The organism is Cecembia sp., from assembly GCF_007126775.1.
GTDB lineage: Bacteria > Bacteroidota > Bacteroidia > Cytophagales > Cyclobacteriaceae > Cecembia.
In genome coordinates this window covers 1-21,578 of record NZ_SLAP01000252.1, presented here as the reverse complement: position 1 = coordinate 21,578, position 21,578 = coordinate 1, and the positions used below count along the sequence as shown (strand labels likewise).

The window sequence follows — 21,578 nt, the reverse complement described above, 5'->3', positions numbered from 1 at the left end:
GGGAAGGTCGCGGGTTCGAGTCCCGTCTCCCGTTTCACGGGACAGGCCATTCCGCGAAACCTCAGTTAAAAGCTGGGGTTTTTTTGTTTATGAAATATTATGTATATATCATAGAATCCCTTGTAGATGGTACTTTTTACATCGGTGTATCTTTAGAACGCTTATTCTAGGACCCTATCAAATAAAAATTTTTCTTAGTCAGAATATTTTTATCTTTGTCCTATTCAAAAAAGTCAAGTATGTTATTAGAATTCGAAAAACCAATAGCTGATTTGGAGCTAAAACTTCAGGAAATGAAAGATTTGGCCAAAGGTAGAAATATAGATTTGGCTACTGACATTCAGTCATTGGAAGAAAAAATTCAGAGTTTGAAAAAAGAGACTTTCCAAAATTTGACCCGTTGGCAGCGTGTACAGCTTTCAAGGCACGCAGACCGACCCTATTCCCTGGACTATATTTATGAAATCACCAATGATTTTATTGAACTTCACGGTGATAGAACTGTAAAAGATGACAAGGCCATGATTGGTGGACTTGGAGACATTGAGGGTAGATCAGTGATGTTTATTGGGCAGCAAAAAGGCAGAAATACCAAACAACGTCAGGAACGTAATTTTGGTATGGCCAATCCGGAAGGATACCGTAAAGCTTTAAGGCTCATGAAAATGGCGGAAAAGTTTGGGAAACCTATTGTTACATTGATTGATACTCCAGGTGCTTTTCCTGGATTGGAAGCAGAGGAGAGAGGACAAGGTGAGGCTATTGCGAAGAATTTGAGGGAAATGTTTATGCTCAAAGTTCCAGTAATCTGTATCATCATTGGTGAAGGTGCCTCAGGTGGAGCATTGGGGATTGCCATAGGAGACAAAGTCTATATGCTGGAAAATACATGGTATTCTGTTATTTCTCCTGAATCCTGTTCCTCAATTTTATGGAGAAGCTGGGATTACAAAGAACAAGCGGCAGAGGCACTCAAACTCACAGCCATTGATATGCAAAAGAATGGGCTTATAGATGGAATCATTGAAGAACCACTTGGAGGTGCGCATAGGGATATGAAAGGCATGGCCAAAATTCTTAAAAAAACCATCTTGGAGGCCTTAAAAGATTTGGAAAAGATCAAACCGGAAAAGCGTATTGAACAGCGAATAGATAAATTCTGTTCCATGGGCGTTTTTGTTGAATAGCTTTCATCCAAGATATTCCCGCATTTCAAAAGCCAATCCGCTTCTGAAATGCGGGATTTATTATTTTAGAAAAGTAGATGAAATTACATGTAATCAATACGGGGTTTTTTAAATTAGATGGTGGTGCGATGTTTGGAGTTGTACCTAAAGTACTATGGTCAAAGACAAACCCTTCTGATGAAAATAACCTATGTACTTGGGCGATGAGATGCCTACTTGTGGAGTCAGGAAATAGATTGATTTTAATTGATAATGGCATTGGTGAAAAACAGGATGCCAAATTTTTTTCTCATTATTACCTACATGGTGAGGATACATTGGAAAAATCACTCCAACAAAAAGGTTTTTCTTTTTCTGATATAAGCGATAATTTCCTCACGCACTTGCATTTTGATCATTGTGGTGGTGGTGTTCGATACAAAGGAAAAATGTCTACACAACTTGAAATGACCTTTAGGAATGCTCAATATTGGACTAATGAGGAACATTGGATTTGGGCTACCCAACCGAATCCAAGAGAAAAAGCATCCTTTTTGAAAGAAAATATGCTTCCCATGCAAGAAAGCGGGCAGCTGTCATTTTTGGATTTAAAGGAAAAGAAGTTAATGGATGGTTTTGAATTTTTCACAGTGGATGGTCACACAGACAAACAAATGATTCCAAAAATCTCCTATAAAGGGCATACTTTGGTGTTTGCTGCCGATTTGTTGCCATCAATAGGCCATATACCATTGCCTTATGTGATGGGTTATGATACCCGCCCTTTGATTACGATGGAGGAGAAAAAACGGTTTTTGGAAGAGGCTGCAAAAAAACAATATATTGTTTTTTTGGAACATGACTCCAAGAACGAATGCTGTACGCTTAAAATGACAGAAAAAGGTGTTAGATTAGACAAAACCTTTTCACTCAATGAACTCGGATAAGAAGATTGGAATCGCATTATCAGGTGGGGGAGTCAGAGGAGTCTCACATCTCGGGGTGCTTAAGGCATTGAACCAACGAGGTATATTTCCTAATAGGATCAGTGGAAGTAGCGCTGGAGCCATAGCAGGGGCTTTATATGCTGCTGGGCATGAACCTGATCAAATTTTGGAAATAATCATCAAAACCAATTATTTTAAATTTCTAAGGCCTGCAATTAGCTGGACGGGGATCCTTAAAATGGATATTGTCGAAGAATTGTTTAAAAAATACCTTCCCGAAAATTCATTTGAATCCCTTAGGATGCCAATGACAGTAACGGTCACAGATATAAGGCGTGCAAAAGTTGTTTATTTTTCTGAAGGAGAGCTGATCAAACCTTTGATGGCCTCATCTTGTATTCCTGGGATGTTTGACCCAATCGCCATAGGGAATAATTATTATGTGGATGGCGGTGTCCTGAATAATCTTCCCATTGAGCCATTAGAAGGAGTATGTGATGTGATTATAGGTGTTAATTGCAATCATCTACCTGTAGAGCACAATATTAAAAATATCAAAAGCCTGATTGAAAGGACCGTGATCATGTCTATGAATTATAATGTATACAGTCGTAAGGAAAAATGTGATTTTTTTATTGAACCTAAAGGTTTGGCAAAATATGGGGTATTTGACATCAAAAAGGCAAAAGAAATTTTTGACTTTGGTTATGAATCAACCATGGCTTACATTGATGAAAATAAAGAAATGAAAGAACTGTCTTTTAAAAAAAATAAATTGAAGGCATGATGAAATTATTGTCCAGGTTGGTTTTTTGGATAGCAGGATGGAGGTTGAATATAGGATGGCCAAAAGATTTGAAAAAAGCAGTCCTTATTGCGATTCCTCATACCAGTAATTGGGATTTATTATATGCTCGCGCAGCTTTTTATCTAATGGATATTCCTGTTCGGTTTACGATCAAAAAAGAAGTGATGGTTGGTCCATTAGGCTGGTTAATCAAATCTTTGGGGGGTATAGCTATTGATCGGAAAAGGATTCCTGGAGGCCGCAAACAAACCTATACAGAAGCCATGACAAATATGCTAAAGGATGCTGATGAATTGGTAATCATGGTTACACCAGAAGGTACCAGAGGTTATGTGTCCAAATGGAAAACAGGTTTTTATCATGTGGCTTCAGGTGCAGATGTACCTATAGTTATAGGTTATCTGGACTATAAGAAAAAAGAGGCTGGAATTGGACCAGTCATTCACCCCAATGGGCAGATGCAAGAGCAAATTGAAGAAATGATGGCTTTTGGAAGGACGGTTACACCAAAATACCCCGAAAAGGGTATTCTTTAAAATCCTTTTATTCCACACTCAAGGTGACATCGTCAAAGTACACCTTTCCTGTAACTCTTGACCCCATGACAAGAAATACAGCAACAGATTCCACATCTTCAGGAACATTATTGACTACCAACTCTATAGGCGTCCAGTCAAATGTTCCTTCTATTCTAACCCTTTGTTGTGAACTGATAAATCTCCCTGCCAATGAACCACTGTTGTCTTTTACTGGAGAGAATCTCAATGATATGAATACATTGCTGTTTGGTGTAAAGAGTCTAATATTTTCACCTTTTAAATATGCCCTTAACCTTACCCTTTGACCGGGACCAGGTATTGAACCATTATAAACCTGCGTCCAAGTACCTGTATTTTCATTGAAAATATCCGTGTTTTCAATAAAAACAGAGCGACTTCCCGATCTAAATATTTCATCAGATATCCCTAGTTCGAATCCGGGAGAGCTAATCGGTACCCAAGGAGACACATTATCTAAACTTTGAGAAAAGTCTGAGTTTCTAAGCAATTGGGAACCGGCGGGAAGCAGAGAGACCTGCTCCACACAAGCGGAAAGTAAGATTATGGTTATAAGGCTAAGTGCTCTGAATTTCATAAGAACATTATTTTTCAATTGTAACGATTAATTTAAAGGCTTGTTCCATTTCAGATAATTTTGATTTTTGTCATTTGACTTCAGATTATTATCTTACAATGCTATTACAAAAAAAATTGACATGAAGAAATGGATATTACTTTCCCTTTTAATTTTCGGAACATTTCTTCTTATAGTTACTTATTATACTTTTTCAATATTTAAAGACAGACATCCCAATTACGAACTTTCCATATCTTTTCAAGACTTGGATGAGAAAGAAATTTTGGTTGGGTTTTCAAAAACTGATATTACCCCGATAACCTTTGATACTTGGTCAGATCAAAACCAAAATGCGCGGTATGAACCCAAAGATGGAGATGTTTACCATGACCTGAACAAAAATGGAAAGTTTGATCCAGTATGGCTGGCTGGTTTTCATCAAAACAGACCTGCTTCAGGAGTGAATGATCCCTTATGGGCACGTTCAATTGTAATTGACAATGGAGGATTTAGGTTGGCATTTTGTGTTATTGATATGATGAGTTTCGGAAATGACGAAGTGATAAGTCTGAGAAAGCGTATTCCAGAAGAATGGGGTATTGATTACCTGATTGTTTCGAGTACACACGTACATTCCTCTCCAGACCTCATGGGAATGTATGGACCTAGTCCATACCGAAGAGGGGTAAATCCAGATTATCTGGAATTTGTCAATCAAGGAATCTTGAATTCAGTAGAAATGGCATCAAAAAATACTAGACCGGCAACTTTTAGGGTTTTTGAGGATGAAAAGCAAGCATTGAATTTGGTGGGAGATACGAGGGATCCACAGGTCTTTGATGCCGGAATACGGGTTTTACAAGTTTTGGATAAAGATACCCGATCAACTTTAGGAACATTGCTGAATTGGGGTAACCATCCGGAAACACTTTGGTCAGACAATACCTTGATCAGTTCAGATTTCCCACATTACTTTAGAAAATACATCGAAGAAGGTATAGTTTGGAATGATTCACTTTATCTTGAGGGATTGGGTGGAATTTCCATTTTTGTGAATGGTGCCTTGGGTGGATTAATGACTACTCATCCCAGTATTGCAATAGAACACCCTTTTTCAGGAGATATTTTTAAAGAGGCCAATGATCAGAAAATTGATGTTCAAGGTATGGCCTTAGCCAAAATTGTTTTGGAAATGATTCAAGCAGATCAAGGTTTTTCCTTTGATTATTCTCAGTTTCAAATAGAAGCTAAAAGTATTCTTTTGCCTTTGGATAACCGCATGTTTTGGTTGGGAGCTTGGACCGGAATCTTAGATAGAGGATTTGCCAAATGGGGACATATAAGGTCAGAACTTGCAGCTTGGCAATTGGGGATCATTTCTTTTGTGCACTTTCCAGGAGAACTTTACCCTGAAATTTTAAATGGAGGAGTTGAAGCGCCGGACGGGGCAGATTATAGAATAGCTCCCGTAGAAATACCTGCTATCAGGTCTAAGATGCCGGGTACTGTCAGGTTTTTTAATGGAATGTCCAATGATATGATTGGTTATATCATTCCAAAAAGTCAATGGGATGAAAAGGCCCCATTTACATACGGATTATCTGAACGTCCGTATGGTGAAATTAATTCTGTAGGACCAGAGACTGCCCCAATTCTTCACAAAAACATTCTAGAGATCTTAGGAAAGTTTAATTTAAATCAACCCACACCATAACCTTATGCAAGAAAGTATATTGACCGCTGTCTTTTTACCTTTGGCCTTGGCATTTATCATGTTGGGAATGGGGCTATCGCTTAGTATTAAAGATTTTAAAAACATTGTATTGTTTCCCAAAGCCGGTATACTGGGTTTAGTGAACCAGCTGATCTTATTGCCTCTTTTCGGCTTTGCCCTTGTTAAACTCTTTGGATTGACTGGAGCCTTGGCAGTAGGGGTAATGATTTTAGCTGCTTGTCCGGGAGGAGCAACTTCCAATTTGATAACCCATTTATCGCGAGGAGATATTGCCCTTTCCATCAGTCTTACGGCCGTTACCTCATTTATTACGATTATTACCATTCCTTTAATTGTCAATTTTGCTATAGTACATTTCGGAGAGGAGGGTAGCATTATGCTACCAGTTGGGGAAACTATCATTCAAATTATGGGTGTTACGGTAATACCTGTTTCCTTTGGTATGTTTTTAAAGAAAAGGTTTCCAGGTCTTTCCCAAAAAGCGGATAGACCGGTAAGGATTGCTTCAGCGGTATTTTTTACCTTAATCATTTTTGCTGCTATTCTCAAAGAGCGGGAGTCAATTGTAGCGTTTTTTATATTGACAGGGCCCGTAATGCTTAGCCTCAATATTTTGACCTTGGTGGTAGGCTATTTCCTTGCCACAGCCTTTGTTTTGCCAAAAAGACAAAGACTGACGATATCTATAGAGTCAGGGATTCAAAATGGCACCTTAGGTATTTTGATTGCTGCTACCTTACTCAAAAATTCGGAAATGACCATACCTATCGCCATTTATAGTCTTATCATGTTCATGACAGCTACTTTAGTAATCTTCTTAGCCAACAAAAAATCCCGGACTTAATGACCGGGATTTTTTTACTTGATGCCATAGAGAGTTTTGCTGACCTCTTCATATTTGTCACCTTCATTCCATCTTGGTTTTTCATTCCAATTGGCAATATTCTCAGCTGCAAGGAGATAACTTTTCCAATACAAAACGGCATAATCCAAATCGAAATTACCGACCTCATCTGAAGGTTGATGATAATGCTTGCTGATTTCTTCATCAAAAGCGGTAAAACCAAGGCTAAAAGTAGGCGCAGGGATACCTTTTCTCGCAAAGTTCACATTGTCTGAACGATCATAAAGCCCTTGCTCCGGAGAAGGATCAGCAATGGCTTCAAGTCCGAATGCAGCAGTACCATCTGATATCAAATGATCAGCAGAAGTGCGCCCAAGGCCGACCACTGTAACAATGGAAGTATCGTTGTATCCAGCATTATCAATATTCAAGTTAAAAATGATCTGATTCAATGGAACCAATGGATTTTCAGCGAAATATGCGCTTCCCAATAACCCTTTTTCTTCAGCTGTCCAAGCACAGATTAATATGGATCTTTTGGGAGGATGCTTAGCAAAATATCGGGCAGCATTGATAAGTGCGACTGTTCCTACAGCATTGTCACGGGCACCATTATAAATGGAATCACCTTCCGCATTTGGTCTGCCTACTCCGACATGATCATAATGTGCCGAAAGCATAACATATTCATTTTTCAATTCCGGGTCAGTACCTTCAATTAGAGCAACCACATTTTTACCAATGATACTTCTGTTAAGTTTTCCTTCAATCTGAAAAGCTGCTTTTGTTATATCCCCTTTTCCAATTGCATTTATATGATTATTACTTAGATCTCTCAACCAAATGTAGGGAATACTTTCGGTGCCTGGATTAGTATCTACTGTCAACTGCGTTCTGTTCAAAAAATTTGAGACCAATGCCCATGGAACGGTGGGCACATTGTACATTTCAATAATTCCAGCAGCTCCCTTTGCCTTGGCTAAGGCTGTTTTCTCTCTACCGACAGCAAATAGGTCAGATGGGCTTAGTCTATTTGGGGCGCCTACATTGGTTACTACGATTTTTCCCTGAACATCTTTTCCTGCATAATCATTTTCCAATCCATAACCTAAGACGACCAACTCAAAAGAACCTTCCAGCGAAGGACCATCCAAAACCAATAAATCTTCACCCTGCGTGAATTCATTTTCTCCCAGGTTGACCATTCCTTTACTTGGTGGGTAAGAAAGACGAAAAGGTATATTTTGATAATAGCCATTTGCACCTTCAATTTCCTGTGCACCATATTTCCAAAATTGCTCTGCAATGTACCTTGCAGCAGCATCAATTTCAGGTCTTATCGGATCCCTTCCCATTAATTCATCCGAGGCTAAAAATCTGAAATGGGATATACTTTCTCTTTCATTGAAATTGGCTTCTATAGCTTGTTTCCCCTGCTGGCAATAAGCAGCTGACCATAGTAACAACATCAAAAACAAAAGACTAAATTTTATATTCATGCTGGTTAATTTATGTTTAGGTTTTAAATATAGGAATTTTACGTTTATGGTTTGGGAAATGAGTAGTAACCCCTGTTTATTTCATAATAAATTTGCTAATTTGTTAAAATGAATATCAAGAATAACCCCAAGAACATTGTATTTTTTCTTATTATTCCGCTATTCTTTGCATGCAGGTCTCAAAAACAAATAGATGCCTATGAAATTCAGGACGGATTTTACAAATCCAAAATATATGGCGATAAAATAGAACAGGTTTATCTGGACAATGAACCTGAATTTTTGACCATTTTTCCCGTTTATTCAAGTAATAATTATTTCTTTTTGGATACACTTAATAGAGAAATAATTAATTTCCCCCAGAAAAGTGTTTCGGTAAAAATAGAAGATCAGGTTTTTAAAACCAACGAACTTGATATTGATTTGATTTCTATCCCTTTTAAATTTAGAGGCAGTAGGCACGGTATTCCCCCCCAACTCAATACCAACCTCAATGCCTCAATGTACTTAGGTTACCGAACAGATTGGTATACATTAGGTTATAAGCCTAGCCCCTTTGGCGAATATGAAAGGCTTACTAGACATTATGGTGTTACTTTTGGGGTATTCTCAGGAATTAGTGCTACACCGGTTAATCCTTGGCTAACCCAAGATAATATCAATTATGAATATGATGGAATAGCTTGGTCATATGGTTTAGCTGTTAGCTTTGCTTTCAATTACCTTAATATAGGAGTAGGATTTGGATGGGATTACCTATTGGATAGCAATTCACGCTTTTGGATTTATCAAAATAAACCTTGGTTAGGCTTGGTGTTGGGAATTAATCTGAATTAGGTAATTGAAGGGAAAGTTTTTCAACTATTTCTAAAAAGTAAGAGGGGATGTCTGCTTCAAGTCTCACCTTATTTTTTGTAAAGGGATGTGTAAATTCCACTTGCCATGCATGTAAAAGCAAGTTTTTTAAACCAAATGTTGTTCTGAAAAAAATATTCTGTTTGTTGTCCCCATGTGTGGAATCTCCAATGATATAATGACGGGCATGGGCCATATGCCTTCGGATCTGATGCATTCTTCCAGTATGCGGATATACCTTAATCAGTGCATATCGACTTGAAGGATAGCGGGAAGAAGAAGCATAGGGTATTTCAACTTGATCAATTCTCCAGAATTCAGTCATGGCTTCCTGTAGTTCACCGTATAGTTTTTTCTTTAGAGGCTGCTCAATAAGCCCATGTTCTGCGATATAGCCTCTTACCAGGCAGAGATAAAATTTTTTGACCTCAGCAGTAGGGAATAAAGGTTGAAGTAGGGATGTGGCCTCTGAATTTTTGCCAAAGATAAGTACACCTGAAGTGGGTCTGTCTATACGGTGAAGGGGGTACACTTTTTGGCCAATTTGTTCTCTGAGCATTTGAACAGCCAATAATTCATACTCTTCTTTGGCAAGATTGGTTCTATGTACCAGGACACCAGCCGGTTTATTAATAGCTATATAGTACTCATCTTCATAAATAATTTCCAGTAATGTTACCAAGTGGATCAGTATTAATATTAAAAGATTACTCCAGAACCAATGCTTTCTTCTCCAAGATACCAGGCCACAAATTGACCAGAGGCAATTCCCCGCTGTGCTTCGTCAAAAACAACATAGAGCCCGTTTTTACGCATGATCAAAGTAGCCCAAGTCAAAGGTTGTCTGTACCTGATCCTTGCTTGGTATCGTATGGAAGTACCAACAGGAAGCGATAGGTCCTCCCTAATCCAATGAATGTCCTTTTTAGCTACGAAAAGGCCATTTCTATTTAATCCGGGGTGATTTTCACCCAGTCCGGTATAGATGATATTTTCCTTAGTGTCCGTAGCAATAACGAATAATGGTTTGCCAGTTCCTCCGACTTGGAGACCTTTTCTTTGTCCAACCGTAAAATAATGTGCTCCGTTATGTTCACCAATGACTTTACCCTCAGTAGCCTGATATGGAATAGGTAAGCACAAGGCATCCAAAGTTTCAAGATTAAAATCCTCAGGGTTTAATTCTACTGAGATTTTTTGTTTGTCATATACTGTTAAATCTTCAGGGACAACTATTATTTTCCCTTTTTTTGGTTTCAGTTGCTGCTGTAAAAAATCTGGCAAACGAACCTTTCCTATAAAACAAAGCCCTTGACTGTCTTTTTTATCAGCAGTGATCAAATCCTGTTCCTTGGCAATTTTCCTCACCTCTGATTTTTGGAGATGGCCTATAGGAAAGAGTGCTTGGGACAGTTGTTCCTGGCTCAACTGGCACAAAAAGTAACTTTGGTCTTTATTGGAGTCTGCCCCTGCTAAAAGCCGATAGATTGTTTTCCCGTCTTTTTCAACCGAACCTTTTTGGCAATAATGGCCTGTAGCCACAAAATCAGCTTTGAGCTTTTGGGCGGCTTTCAAGAAAATATCAAATTTGATTTCTCTGTTGCAAAGAATATCCGGATTAGGGGTTCTGCCGGCTTCGTATTCTGTGAACATGTAATCCACAATTCTTTCTCTGTATTCTTCGCTAAGATCGATGGCCTGGAATGGAATTCCCAGTTTCTCTGCAACAAGCATGGCGTCGGTACTATCCTCCATCCATGGGCATTCATTGGAGATGGTTACGGATTCATCGTGCCAGTTTTTCATAAACATTCCGATGACTTCAAAGCCCTTTTCTTTGAGAAGATAAGCAGCAACAGAGGAATCTACCCCTCCCGACAATCCAACAACTACCCTTTTTTTATTTTCCATTGTATTGAAATAATTCATGGGGTCAAGGTCCATGAGGTTTCATGATATCCAACATTAAGTTCCCATCCGTTGGTTCACAAAGTTAGCATTCAATCTTTATTTCTGACAAAAATCAATTTGTGTCGGCCTTTTGAGCTTTCTCTTTGGTCAATTTCAAATGAAGGAATAGCACTGATCAGAGGGGTGAGTTTTTGGAATCCATAATTCCTGGAATCAAAGTTGGGCTGTTTTTTCTGGATAAGGTTTCCAACATCACCCATAAATGCCCATCCATCATCATCAGCCAAATCTGAAATGGTATTGCGGATCAAACGGATGAGTTTTGGAGTGATTTTATCCACTTGGCTTTTGGGTTTGGCTTTGGATTTATCGCCAAAGATTTCTGGTTCTTCCTTTTGGAGTATTTCTACATAAATAAATTTATCACAGGCCACTATAAAGGGTTCCGGGGTTTTTTTCTCACCCATGCCAAGCACCAGCATCCCTGTTTCTCGTAGTCTGGTAGCCAATTTTGTAAAGTCGCTATCACTGGAAACCAAGCAAAAGCCATCCACCTTTTCAGAATAAAGGATATCCATAGCGTCAATGATCATGGCTGAATCGGTAGCATTCTTTCCAGAAGTATAGCTATATTGTTGGATAGGATTGATGGCATTTTCCAAAAGGACATTTTTCCATTTACCAAGTTGTGGCTTGGTCCAGTCTCCATAAATTCTTTTGATGGTAGGATTACCATATTTGGCGATTTCTTCCATCATCTCTTTTATTGGATGGGCCGATACATTATCAGCATCGATCAATACAGCTATTTTGAGGTCTTTTTCCATTTAGAATATATTAAAAGGTACAAGTTAAGACTTAAATCGGATTAATTGAATTTGGAAAGATCAGACATAGGAATTAAAAAAACCCTTATTTTTTAGGTAAAAGTATGATATCCAGTTTGGGTTTGCCCTTAGATTATAAAAAAGCATCTTAAGCTATACAAGGCGTAAAAGGACTTGCAATTCTCATTTTTTAAAAGCTTTTTTTGTATGTTGCATCAGAACATATATTATCCATGAACAAGAAGAAACTTTTAATAGCTACCGGCGGAGGAGATTGCCCTGGATTGAATGCGGTGATACGCGGAATATACAAAAGAGCCAAAAAAGCAAAGGAATGGGAAATATACGGGAGTAAAGAAGCTTTCAACGGTGTGTGGTCCGATCCTCCTTTTATTATTCCCCTTACAAGGAGTAAGGTAGCTGGAATACACGTAAAAGGAGGCACTATTTTAAAAACGACCAATAAAGCTGATCCTTTGTATTATCCAGTTAAGGATGAATTTGGTAACATAAGATTTATAGATAAGACTAAAGATCTGGCAGAGCGGATAAAGGAATTGGGATTCGATGCAGTAATCAATATTGGTGGTGACGGCTCACAAAGAATTTCAAAAGCACTACATGACCATGGACTGCCCATAGTTGGCGTTCCCAAGACGATTGATAATGATTTAGCAGGAACAGATATGACCTTTGGTTTTCAGACTGCGGTCCAAATTGCTACTGATGGCTTCGATAAATTGGTCACCACAGCAGAAAGTCATCACCGAGTGATGATCATGGAAGTTATGGGCCGTGATGCAGGGTGGATAGCTTTGCATACAGCCATAGCTGGGGGTGCTGAAATCTGCCTTATACCTGAAATTCCTTATGATATCAATAAACTTGTCAAAAGAATCGAAGCAAGGTATGAAAAGGGGCGTGGCTTTGTCAATATAGTGATAGCTGAAGGTGCTAAACCTAAAGATGGTACTTTGGTTTTTAGAGACGGTGAATCCGGATCAAGACATGTTAAATTAGGTGGTGTAGCCTATGAGTTATCGAGCCAACTCAAAGAAGCAGGAGTGCGGGCAGAGATACGGGAAACAGTTTTGGGGCATGTGCAGCGTGGTGGGACTCCCTCAGCATTTGACAGGGTATTGGCGTCAGCTTTTGGCGTTAAAGCTTTTGAGATGGTATTGGAAGGTGACTTTGGTAAAATGGCAGCTTTTATCAACAATGATTTTGTTGCAGTGCCTTTAGAAAATGCCACCAAAGAAAACAAGGTGGTGGACCCTAAGGGGTATCTCGTTCATGCTGCCAAAGGTCTTGGTATATCATTTGGCAATTAATTCATAAATAGATGAAGGATTCACTGATATTTTATTTTGACAGGGATTTGACCAAACTCAAAAATGAACTCAAGTCCTACAAAAAGGAGGCTGATATTTGGAAAATACAAGATGGTATCTCCAATTCTGCGGGTACGCTTGCCATTCACCTAATCGGTAACCTCAATCATTATATAGGAGCCAATATGGGGAACACTGGATATGAAAGGGATAAGGATGCAGAATTTACAGTTAAGGACGTTCCCTTGGAAGAGATATTGACACAAATTGAGGAGACAAAACAAGTTATCACAAAAGCATTGCTTGAGTTTCCGGAAGATTGGTTTTACCGAAAATATCCATTGGAGGAATTTGGTTATCCAATGACATACGAGTATTTTATGACCCATTTGGTGGGGCATCTGAATTATCACCTTGGACAGATTAATTACCACCGAAGACTATTGACCACAGACAATTGAAGGTTATCAAATGAAAGTTATATGAGATCACTCATAATCATCCTTTTTATTTTTCCTCTCATTATTTCCTGCAAAGAGCAAGAAAAGCGATCAAAAAAGGAAGTGAAGCCAAATATTATTCTGATATTTACAGATGATCAGGGTTACAATGATGTTGGAGTATATGGTGCAAAGGATATAGAAACCCCACATTTGGATCAATTGGCCGCTGAAGGTGTGCAGTTTACCAATTTTTATGTAGCACAAGCGGTATGTTCTGCATCAAGGGCGGCCTTACTTACTGGAACCTATTCCAATCGATTGGGTATACACGGTGCCTTGGACCATAGCAGCAGTCATGGTTTGAACCCAGAAGAGGAAACCATTGCAGAGTTATTAAAGCCCTTGGGCTATTCCACGGCAATATTTGGTAAATGGCACCTGGGACATCACCCGGAATTTCTGCCCACCAATCAGGGCTTTGATGAATTTTATGGTATCCCTTATTCAAATGATATGTGGCCCAACCATCCTGAAACAAAAGGATATTATCCGCCACTGCCTATGTATGAAAATGATCGGATAGTAGATACCATTTGGAATGATCAAAGTATGTTTACAACTTGGTTCACCCAAAAATCCATTGATTTCATAGAGAGGAACCGGGATAAACCGTTTTTCCTTTATTTGGCACACCCCATGCCACATGTTCCGCTTTTTGTATCGGATAAGTTTAAAGGCAAGTCCGAAAGAGGACTCTATGGAGATGTGATCATGGAAATTGACTGGTCGGTAGGTCAAATAATAGAGACATTGAAACAAAATAATCTGGAGGAAAACACCATTGTGATTTTTTTGTCTGATAATGGCCCATGGTTATCCTATTCTGGGCATTCTGGTTCCGCATATCCACTTAGGGAAGGTAAGGGGACTTCTTGGGATGGAGGAGTAAAGGTACCGGCAATTATGAAGTGGAAGGGGAATTTACCATCTGGAATAGTACAGGAAAATCCAGCCATGAGTATTGATATTTTGCCAACGCTTGCCCATATAGTGGGAGCGGATTTACCAGAACAAAAGATTGATGGTCGAAATATCCAAAGTATGATGACAGCGGCTGATGTCCAAAGTCCTCAAGAGGCTTATTTTGTATACTATAATAGGAATGAATTACAAGCGGTAGTTATGAATGAGTGGAAGCTATACTTTCCTCACCAGTATCGTATCATTGCCCCTGGTCAAAGTCCCAGAAATGATGGTTTACCCAATAAGTATACCATGAATACCCTAACGCAGATGGAGTTGTACCATATTCCCTCAGATCCTTCAGAGCTTCAAAATGTAATTACTGATCACCCTGAAATTGTGGATAAGATGGTCAAATTGGCTGATCACGCCAGGAATGATATGGGAGATGCATTGACTGGTATCGAAGGTCAGTTTGTCAGGTCAGCAGGACAAATTCAACACTAATTTTCTTTTTGCTAAAGAAATTTTGCGATAGGCCTGAAATTTGCAATGGTAAAGGTATATCTAAAACTACTTATGAAGCGTAAAATAGTGGTCATTGTAGGCTTGGTAGCTATTTCAATACTATTAATTATTCCTGCCATTGGTATCGGAATTGTTTATAAAAACCAAAAAAGTTTAACGCAAAACCTGATCCGTTCATTAAACAAACAATTTTTTGGGGAGTTGCAGCTCAAAGATTCCCATATTGCCCCATTTGCCCAATTTCCCTATGTATCAATTGACCTGGAAGATCTTGTTTTTTATGAAGGTAAAGAATCACATTCGGATACCATTTATTATGCCAAAGACCTATATGTAGGTTTTCGAATTTGGGATTTATTGAAGGGGGATTTTATTGTCAAATCTATAAAATTGAGTCAAGGTGGCCTCAATCTTGTACGTGATGAAAATACTGAAATCAATTTGTTGAAAGCCAAAGGTATAAGTTTTGAGGGGGATAAGGAAGATGAAGGGGGCATCAATCTCGATATTAACTCTGTCATATTATCAGACGTTGAAATTAAATATAAAGACTTAGGGAATTTGACTACTTTGTTTTTTCATGTTAATCAAGCAGATGCCGGCATAAAAATAGAAAAGGACCTTGTTCAAATCAGATGGTTGAGTAATTTGATTTTTGACTTGGATATCGACGATCAACCAACATTTTTTTCCAATAAACAAGTGGATTTAGACCTTTCATTAATGTTTGACCAAAATGAGCAGCTTATTTCATTGGAACGGTCCAAATTGATACTAGAAGGTGCAGTTTTGGGTGTTTCAGGCCAGCTTGATCTTGATGACGACATGAATATTGATATTCGGTTACAGGGAGAGAAACCTGATTTTAATCTGATTGCCGCTTTTTTACCTGAAGAGACAGGGGAATTTGTGAGAAGGTATAAAAATGAAGGAGATGTTTATTTTCAGGGAATTATTCGGGGAAAATCATCCAATGGAAATGTACCTTCCATTGGTCTTGAATTTGGTTGTGATAATGCCTATTTCCTCAATCCAACCACGGATAAAATTGTGGATGATTTAAGGTTCTCCGCTTTCTATACTAACGGAGATGAAAGGAGCCTCAAGACTTCGGAATTTCAGCTTCTAAATTTTAATGCCAAGCCTGAGCAGGGAATTTTTCAAGGAAAATTGATAGTAAGGGATTTTGTCAATCCTTATATCGATGTCAATTTAAATGCGGATATAGATTTAGGTTTTTTGGGTAAATTCTTCGAAATCGAAGGCCTTCAGGGCATTAGTGGACAAGTTTTGGTCAATATGGATTTCAACGAATTGATAGACCTAGAGGTGACTGGTATTTCAGGCGTAAACAGAAGTGTAAAAAGTGAGCTTATTGTCAATGATTTGAATTTTACCTTTCCGGATTTTCCACATCCTATTCGTAATGCCAATATCCTTGCCTCTTTGGAGAAGGGAAATCTTGTTTTAGATAAATTACAGTTTGATATTTTGGAATCGGATTTTTCATTTGATGGAAAGATTCAAAACTTTCCTGCCATCTTTCATGGAGAAGATAAAAGCGTAAAGGCAGATTTAAGATCAGTTTCCAAAAAAATTGACCTTGAAGAGATATTTAATCAGGATTCCAGCAATTGGCAGGAAGTAATTTCAGATTTTGAAATCAAATTGGCCTTTGAATCCACTGGAAAGGAAATAAAAGAATTTGTCCATTTACCAAAAGGAGAGTTTTTTATTGAAGATTTCCATGCAAAACTTAAAAATTATCCACATGCTTTCCATGATTTTCATGCAGATGTCATAATTGGAGACAATGATTTGGCTGTGATTGATTTTACGGGAGAAATAGACAAAACCGATTTTCATTTCACAGGAAAACTTCAAAATTATTCCAAGTGGTTTCAAGCTTATCCCCGAGGGAAAAGTTTCTTTGATTTTGACCTTGTTTCAGATCACTTGGCTGTTCACGATTTACTCACTTATGCAGGTGAAAACTACCTGCCTGTTGATTATCAGAATGAAGCGATTGATCGTCTAAAACTCAATGGAAAGTTAGAGCTGGTTTTTGATAGTGCATTCCAATCCGCAGATCTTTGGTTGAACCATCTGGAAGGTCAGATGAAACTCCATCCCTTAAGGCTAGACAATTTTAAAGGAAGGATACATTATGAGGCAGATTACCTGACTTTGGAAAATTTTCAGGGTAATATGGGTGTTTCGGATTTTAATATTCAATTGGGATATAATGTGGGAGAAGCAAAAGAAACAGCTTTGTTTAAAAATTACTTTTCTTTGAAATCGCAAATGTTGGATATAGATGCTTTGATGGGTTTTGAAAGTCTTGAAAAAGAAACGAATCATGAAGAAGCTTTCAATATTTTTATGGTTCCTTTCAGAGATATGGATTTTTCCGCTCAAGTGAATAAGCTGAATTATCACAATTTCTGGTTAGAAGATTTTTTCCTCAACGCGAGGACCAAAGTGGATCATTACATTTATTTGGACACTTTGGGGTTAAAAGCAGCAGATGGCAGGATGGGAATTAAGGGCTATTTTAATGGTTCTGATCCCAACCAAATTTATTTCAATAGTACCTTAGTAGCGGAGAAACTTGACTTAGACAAACTTCTATTCAAATTTGAAAACTTTGGTCAGGATTATTTGATCAATGAAAACCTTCATGGTTTGGTATCCGGAACCGTGGTCAGTAAATTTTTGGTTCACCCTGATTTGACTCCGATTATTGACCGTTCTGAAGCCAAAATGGATCTTACTGTCTATCAAGGGCGATTGGTGAATTTCACTCCCTTGCAGGCCATGGGGGAATACTTTAAAGACAAGAACCTGAGGAATGTACGATTTGATACTTTATCAAATACTTTTGAACTGAAAGAAGGTATCTTAAGTATACCTAAAATGAATATCAATTCCAGTTTGGGCTTTATTGAGTTATCAGGTAAGCAAAGTCTGGATATGAATATGGATTACTTTATCCGTATACCTCTTGGTTTGGTAACACAGGTTGGTTTTCGGTCATTATTTGGAGGAAAAAACTTTGAAGAAGTAGATCCAGATAAAGAAGATGCTATAGTTTTTAGAGATCAGAACAGAAGGGTAAGATTCGTCAATGTACATATGCGTGGTACACCTGATGATTATCAGGTAGGATTAGGAAAAGATAGAGGAAATTAAACCCGAAACAGAAATATTTCGGGGTTTAATTTCTGTTGCATTATCCCAACCAGTTATGCCAAGGTATCCGACTGATTATCAGGACAAGTCCAATAGCATAAAGCATGTAGATGGACCTGAATCTTGCCCTGCTTTCCCCAAATTTTTTGGCGCGAGTGTATCCAATAGTGATGAGCACAATGGCCAAAATATTGATCAAGGGATGCTCTAATGCAGTGAGTCTTGCTGCACTGTCAGACATCGCACCTCCTCCGGTCAATAATGAAAATCCAACTGGACTTACAAAATAAAGTACCAAACCTACCAACAATTGTACGTGGGCAAGGATAAAGCCAATTAAGGCTATTTTTCGGTCTTTTTCTGTAAACTCCTTATTGCTCAATGCCCCGATTAGGGCATAAATGAAGATGATGACCAAGGCTAAAAGCGCCAAATAAGCCAAACCTGAATGCAAGTGTTTTAATCCTATGTACATTTTTAGTGATTTTTATTTAAAGTAAAAGATAAAGTCTAAGAATTACCAAAATGAACCTGATAAATTCTAAAAAGGTTGCTCTTTTTTAGAATAAATTTACCTTAATCTACATACAGGACCAATCCTTTTAAGTATTCTGTTTCTGTATGATAAATATTGATGGGGTGATCTGCCGGTTGTGAGAGATAATGTAGAATTCTTACCTTTCTTCCTGATTCTAATGCTGATGCGGTAATGGTATTGGCAAATAATTGTTTATCAATAACCTGCGAGCAGGAGAAGGTAAACAAAATGCCTCCTGGCTTAATTCTTTTCAAAGCTTCCGCATTCAATCTTTTATAGGCCTGAACTGCATTATGTCTGGATTTGATGTTTTTTGCAAAAGCCGGCGGGTCAAGTACAATGATATCAAAGTCATTGGCAATTTCACGGATATATTTTACCACATCGGCCACTATTGCCTTGTGCTTATGCATAAAATCACCATTTTTGGCCACATTGAATTCGGTTAGTTCAATGGCCTTGGCAGAAATATCAATAGAATGGACTTCCTTTGCGCCGGCTTTAAGAGCAGCGACTGAAAAACCACCTGAATAACAGAAGGTATTCAATACTTTACGGTCTTTGCTGTATTGGCCCAGCAAATACCTGTTTTCGCGTTGATCTACGAAAAATCCGGTTTTCTGTCCCTTTTCCCAATCAATTTCAAAAAGGCATCCATATTCGGAGACCATTTGTGTCTTTGGTGTGCCATAAACCATCCGGTTCTCCACACCATAATTTTTGGGAAGTGTTTCTGCACTTTTGTCGTAGACGGCATCCAGCTTGTCTCCATAAACCCATTCTAAAGCTTTAGAGATATCTTTTACATGCCTGTACATACCGATATGATGGGTTTGAACCACGGCTGTACCATTATAGTAGTCAATAATTAGACCAGGCAATCCGTCGCCTTCACCATGAATTAATCGGTAAACATTGGTAACTGGATTGTCTGTCAAACTTAAATTCTCCCTTAATTTAAAAGCGGTTGCAATTTTTGTTTTCCAAAAATCGACATCGATGTTTTCTGGAACAAAACTGATCAACCTTACCATTATGGAGCCGTATTGAAAATGTCCCACTGCGAGAAAATTTTCCTGATGGTCTACCACTTGTACCAATTGACCGTTTTGTAGATCATCGTCTTTGTGGGCAATTGCCCCTGAAAAAATCCAATGGTGTTTTCTCAGAGTAGATACCTCTTTGTTTTTATGAAGTTTGATCTTTGGATAGGACAACATTTGAATTGGGTTTAGTAGGGAAAATGATCGAACCAATGACCATAGCAATGGTACTTACCAATAAAGCTGGAAGATGGGGATAAATAGGCATATCTATGGTAAGCAGCCACAAATAGGCGATCATTCCAAAAACAATGGACATGATTGCACCCATTTCGGAAGCTTTTTTCCAATAAAGTCCTGCTGTAAGTGGAACAAACAAAGATACCAACATTAAAATAGAGGCACTCGCTACAAGTTCATAGATATTGGTTTTCCATTGGGCCATAATGGTGGCGATGACGGCTACGGATATGATATTGATTCGTAGAATCCAAAGAAAATGATTGTCCTTTAGCCTACTTCCATAATATGGGCGGATGAGGTTTTCTGAGATTATGGCAGAAGGAGCCAACAAACCCGAACTGGTCGTGCTCATGATCGCTGACATAAGTGCGCCGAAAAACAAGATCTGAACATGCAGGCCACTGTGCCTCAATACCATTTCAGGAAGCAGCAACTGCTTGTTTTCAAGGTAAATTTCAGGGTATAAGTATTTGGCACCTAAAGCTATGAACAATGGAAGAAGGCCTATGGTCACATAAAAGCCACCGGCAAGATATGTAGACCGGATGGCCACTTTTTCAGATTTAGCAGACATCACCCTTTGGTAAATATCTTGGCTGGGAATACTTCCCAAACCCAGAATCATCCATGCTCCCAAGTAATTCATCCATGAAATGGGATTGGAATCAGGGAAAAACTGAAAACTCCCTTCTGGTGCAGAATCCAAAATGGGCATAAAACCTCCGGCTTTTTGGGCTACCAAAATGGCTACCCAAATCAAGCCAACTACAATTAAGGTTGTCTGAATAAAATCCGTAATGGAAATGGCCCACATGCCTCCCAAAAATGTGTAGAAGACTACAATTCCCGCACTGATTAAAATTCCAGTCGATATGTTAATGTCTGCAACGGTAGTAAATATTAAGGACAAGGCTACCAATTGGGCGGCAACATAGCCAAAGTAAGGAGGGATCATAAAGATAGATGCGAAAAATTCTACCCGCTTTCCGAACAACTTTTTGTAAACATCCCCAATGGTCAACACATTCATTCTGTACATGGGTCTTAGATAAAACATGCCAAATAAAATGAGGCAAAGTGCGCCTCCAAAAGGATCTTCAATGACTCCTTGCAGCCCATGATCCAAATATTCTGATGATGCACCAAATATAGTTTCAGATCCAAACCAAGTGGCAAATAGGGCAGAGGCCGATAAAAAAAGCGGCAATTGCCTACCTGCTAGGACAAAATCATTGGAGTTTTTGATCAGTTTGGACGACCAGGCACCTATGCCTACTGTAATCAGAATGTAAATGATTATTGCCGTGAGGAGCAAATTCTGTAAATTTTAGTAGTGAGGTCGAAATATAATCGAAATAAGATAGAAATAAAGTTGAAATATGGTTGAAATAATTACACTAAATTTAAATATCAACGTGATGGGATGTAATTGATTAATCCAAAATCTAGCTGAGTTACATTTGGCCAATTATTGATTAAACACGCCATAAATCCATGCTAAATTAGCATAACTGTCTGCCAAGGCAGAACATATTTCTACTGTATTTCGCGAAGTTTATTTCTACAATATTTCAAGAAGTTTATTTCTC

19 protein-coding genes are annotated in these 21,578 nt (G+C 38.4%); 11 read left to right on the top strand and 8 right to left on the bottom strand.

Annotated elements, in window-relative coordinates:
* Positions 1-239: 239 nt before the first annotated feature.
* The 4 genes from QZT73_RS16765 to QZT73_RS16750 all read left to right on the top strand — a co-directional run bounded on the left by QZT73_RS16765 (position 240) and on the right by QZT73_RS16750 (position 3,457).
* A complete protein-coding gene (locus tag QZT73_RS16765) occupies positions 240-1,187 on the top strand; it encodes an acetyl-CoA carboxylase carboxyltransferase subunit alpha (protein WP_291789385.1) in 948 nt (315 codons plus the stop codon).
* 77 nt (positions 1,188-1,264) lie between these two features.
* Positions 1,265-2,113, top strand: coding sequence for an MBL fold metallo-hydrolase (locus QZT73_RS16760; protein WP_291789383.1), 849 nt, complete (start codon positions 1,265-1,267; stop codon positions 2,111-2,113).
* Complete coding sequence (locus tag QZT73_RS16755; protein WP_291779437.1) at positions 2,100-2,900, top strand: patatin-like phospholipase family protein; 801 nt, start codon at positions 2,100-2,102, stop codon at positions 2,898-2,900. Before QZT73_RS16760 ends, QZT73_RS16755 begins: the two co-directional genes overlap by 14 nt.
* Positions 2,897-3,457, top strand: a complete 561-nt coding sequence (locus tag QZT73_RS16750; protein ID WP_291779435.1) for a 1-acyl-sn-glycerol-3-phosphate acyltransferase — start codon at positions 2,897-2,899, stop codon at positions 3,455-3,457. The genes QZT73_RS16755 and QZT73_RS16750 overlap by 4 nt, the downstream gene beginning before the upstream one ends.
* 7 nt (positions 3,458-3,464) lie before the next feature.
* Here the strand turns inward: QZT73_RS16750 and QZT73_RS16745 are convergent, their stop codons facing one another.
* Complete coding sequence (locus tag QZT73_RS16745) at positions 3,465-4,055, bottom strand: hypothetical protein (RefSeq protein ID WP_291779431.1); 591 nt, start codon at positions 4,053-4,055, stop codon at positions 3,465-3,467.
* 121 nt (positions 4,056-4,176) lie between these two features.
* Here QZT73_RS16745 and QZT73_RS16740 point away from each other — a divergent pair, with 121 nt between their 5' ends.
* Entirely contained in the window at positions 4,177-5,751 is a 1,575-nt protein-coding gene (locus tag QZT73_RS16740) for a hypothetical protein (RefSeq protein WP_291779428.1), read from the top strand.
* A gap of 4 nt (positions 5,752-5,755) precedes the next feature.
* Complete coding sequence (locus QZT73_RS16735; protein WP_291779426.1) at positions 5,756-6,616, top strand: bile acid:sodium symporter family protein; 861 nt, start codon at positions 5,756-5,758, stop codon at positions 6,614-6,616.
* A 14-nt stretch (positions 6,617-6,630) separates the two neighbouring features.
* Here the strand turns inward: QZT73_RS16735 and QZT73_RS16730 are convergent, their stop codons facing one another.
* Positions 6,631-8,115: a M28 family peptidase gene (locus tag QZT73_RS16730; RefSeq protein WP_291789381.1), complete on the bottom strand. Its 1,485-nt coding sequence runs from the start codon at positions 8,113-8,115 to the stop codon at positions 6,631-6,633.
* Between the two features lie 108 nt (positions 8,116-8,223).
* On the opposite strand from QZT73_RS16730, the gene QZT73_RS16725 reads away from it, so the two are divergent.
* The gene (locus tag QZT73_RS16725) at positions 8,224-8,952 is read left to right on the top strand and encodes a hypothetical protein (protein WP_291779421.1); all 729 of its coding nucleotides are present in this window, start codon (positions 8,224-8,226) and stop codon (positions 8,950-8,952) included.
* Here QZT73_RS16725 and QZT73_RS16720 read toward each other — a convergent pair.
* From QZT73_RS16720 to QZT73_RS16710, 3 genes are all read right to left on the bottom strand, one after another.
* Positions 8,939-9,652, bottom strand: a complete 714-nt coding sequence (locus QZT73_RS16720) for a pseudouridine synthase (protein WP_291789379.1) — start codon at positions 9,650-9,652, stop codon at positions 8,939-8,941. The genes QZT73_RS16725 and QZT73_RS16720 overlap by 14 nt on opposite strands.
* 17 nt (positions 9,653-9,669) lie before the next feature.
* Positions 9,670-10,881, bottom strand: a complete 1,212-nt coding sequence (gene mnmA / locus QZT73_RS16715; protein WP_291779415.1) for a tRNA 2-thiouridine(34) synthase MnmA — start codon at positions 10,879-10,881, stop codon at positions 9,670-9,672.
* Positions 10,882-10,970: 89 nt separating this feature from the next.
* The gene (locus tag QZT73_RS16710; protein ID WP_291779412.1) at positions 10,971-11,708 is read right to left on the bottom strand and encodes an NYN domain-containing protein; all 738 of its coding nucleotides are present in this window, start codon (positions 11,706-11,708) and stop codon (positions 10,971-10,973) included.
* A gap of 233 nt (positions 11,709-11,941) precedes the next feature.
* Between QZT73_RS16710 and QZT73_RS16705 the strand changes: the two genes are divergently transcribed.
* From QZT73_RS16705 to QZT73_RS16690, 4 genes are all read left to right on the top strand, one after another.
* Positions 11,942-13,039 carry an ATP-dependent 6-phosphofructokinase gene (locus QZT73_RS16705; protein ID WP_291779409.1) on the top strand — a complete coding sequence of 366 codons (1,098 nt, stop codon included), beginning with the start codon at positions 11,942-11,944 and terminating at the stop codon, positions 13,037-13,039.
* Between the two features lie 11 nt (positions 13,040-13,050).
* Positions 13,051-13,500, top strand: a complete 450-nt coding sequence (locus QZT73_RS16700) for a DinB family protein (RefSeq protein ID WP_291779407.1) — start codon at positions 13,051-13,053, stop codon at positions 13,498-13,500.
* 21 nt (positions 13,501-13,521) lie between these two features.
* A complete protein-coding gene (locus QZT73_RS16695) occupies positions 13,522-14,952 on the top strand; it encodes a sulfatase (protein WP_291779403.1) in 1,431 nt (476 codons plus the stop codon).
* 72 nt (positions 14,953-15,024) lie between these two features.
* Positions 15,025-18,165 (top strand): AsmA-like C-terminal region-containing protein, encoded by a 3,141-nt coding sequence (locus QZT73_RS16690; protein ID WP_291789378.1) that lies wholly within the window; start codon positions 15,025-15,027, stop codon positions 18,163-18,165.
* A gap of 40 nt (positions 18,166-18,205) precedes the next feature.
* Here the strand turns inward: QZT73_RS16690 and QZT73_RS16685 are convergent, their stop codons facing one another.
* The 3 genes from QZT73_RS16685 to QZT73_RS16675 form a co-directional block, all read right to left on the bottom strand.
* Positions 18,206-18,640: a hypothetical protein gene (locus QZT73_RS16685; protein WP_291789377.1), complete on the bottom strand. Its 435-nt coding sequence runs from the start codon at positions 18,638-18,640 to the stop codon at positions 18,206-18,208.
* Positions 18,641-18,741: 101 nt separating this feature from the next.
* Positions 18,742-19,923 (bottom strand): class I SAM-dependent rRNA methyltransferase, encoded by a 1,182-nt coding sequence (locus QZT73_RS16680; protein WP_291789376.1) that lies wholly within the window; start codon positions 19,921-19,923, stop codon positions 18,742-18,744.
* Positions 19,892-21,304: a sodium:solute symporter family protein gene (locus QZT73_RS16675; RefSeq protein ID WP_291789374.1), complete on the bottom strand. Its 1,413-nt coding sequence runs from the start codon at positions 21,302-21,304 to the stop codon at positions 19,892-19,894. Before QZT73_RS16675 ends, QZT73_RS16680 begins: the two co-directional genes overlap by 32 nt.
* Positions 21,305-21,578: the final 274 nt, after the last annotated feature.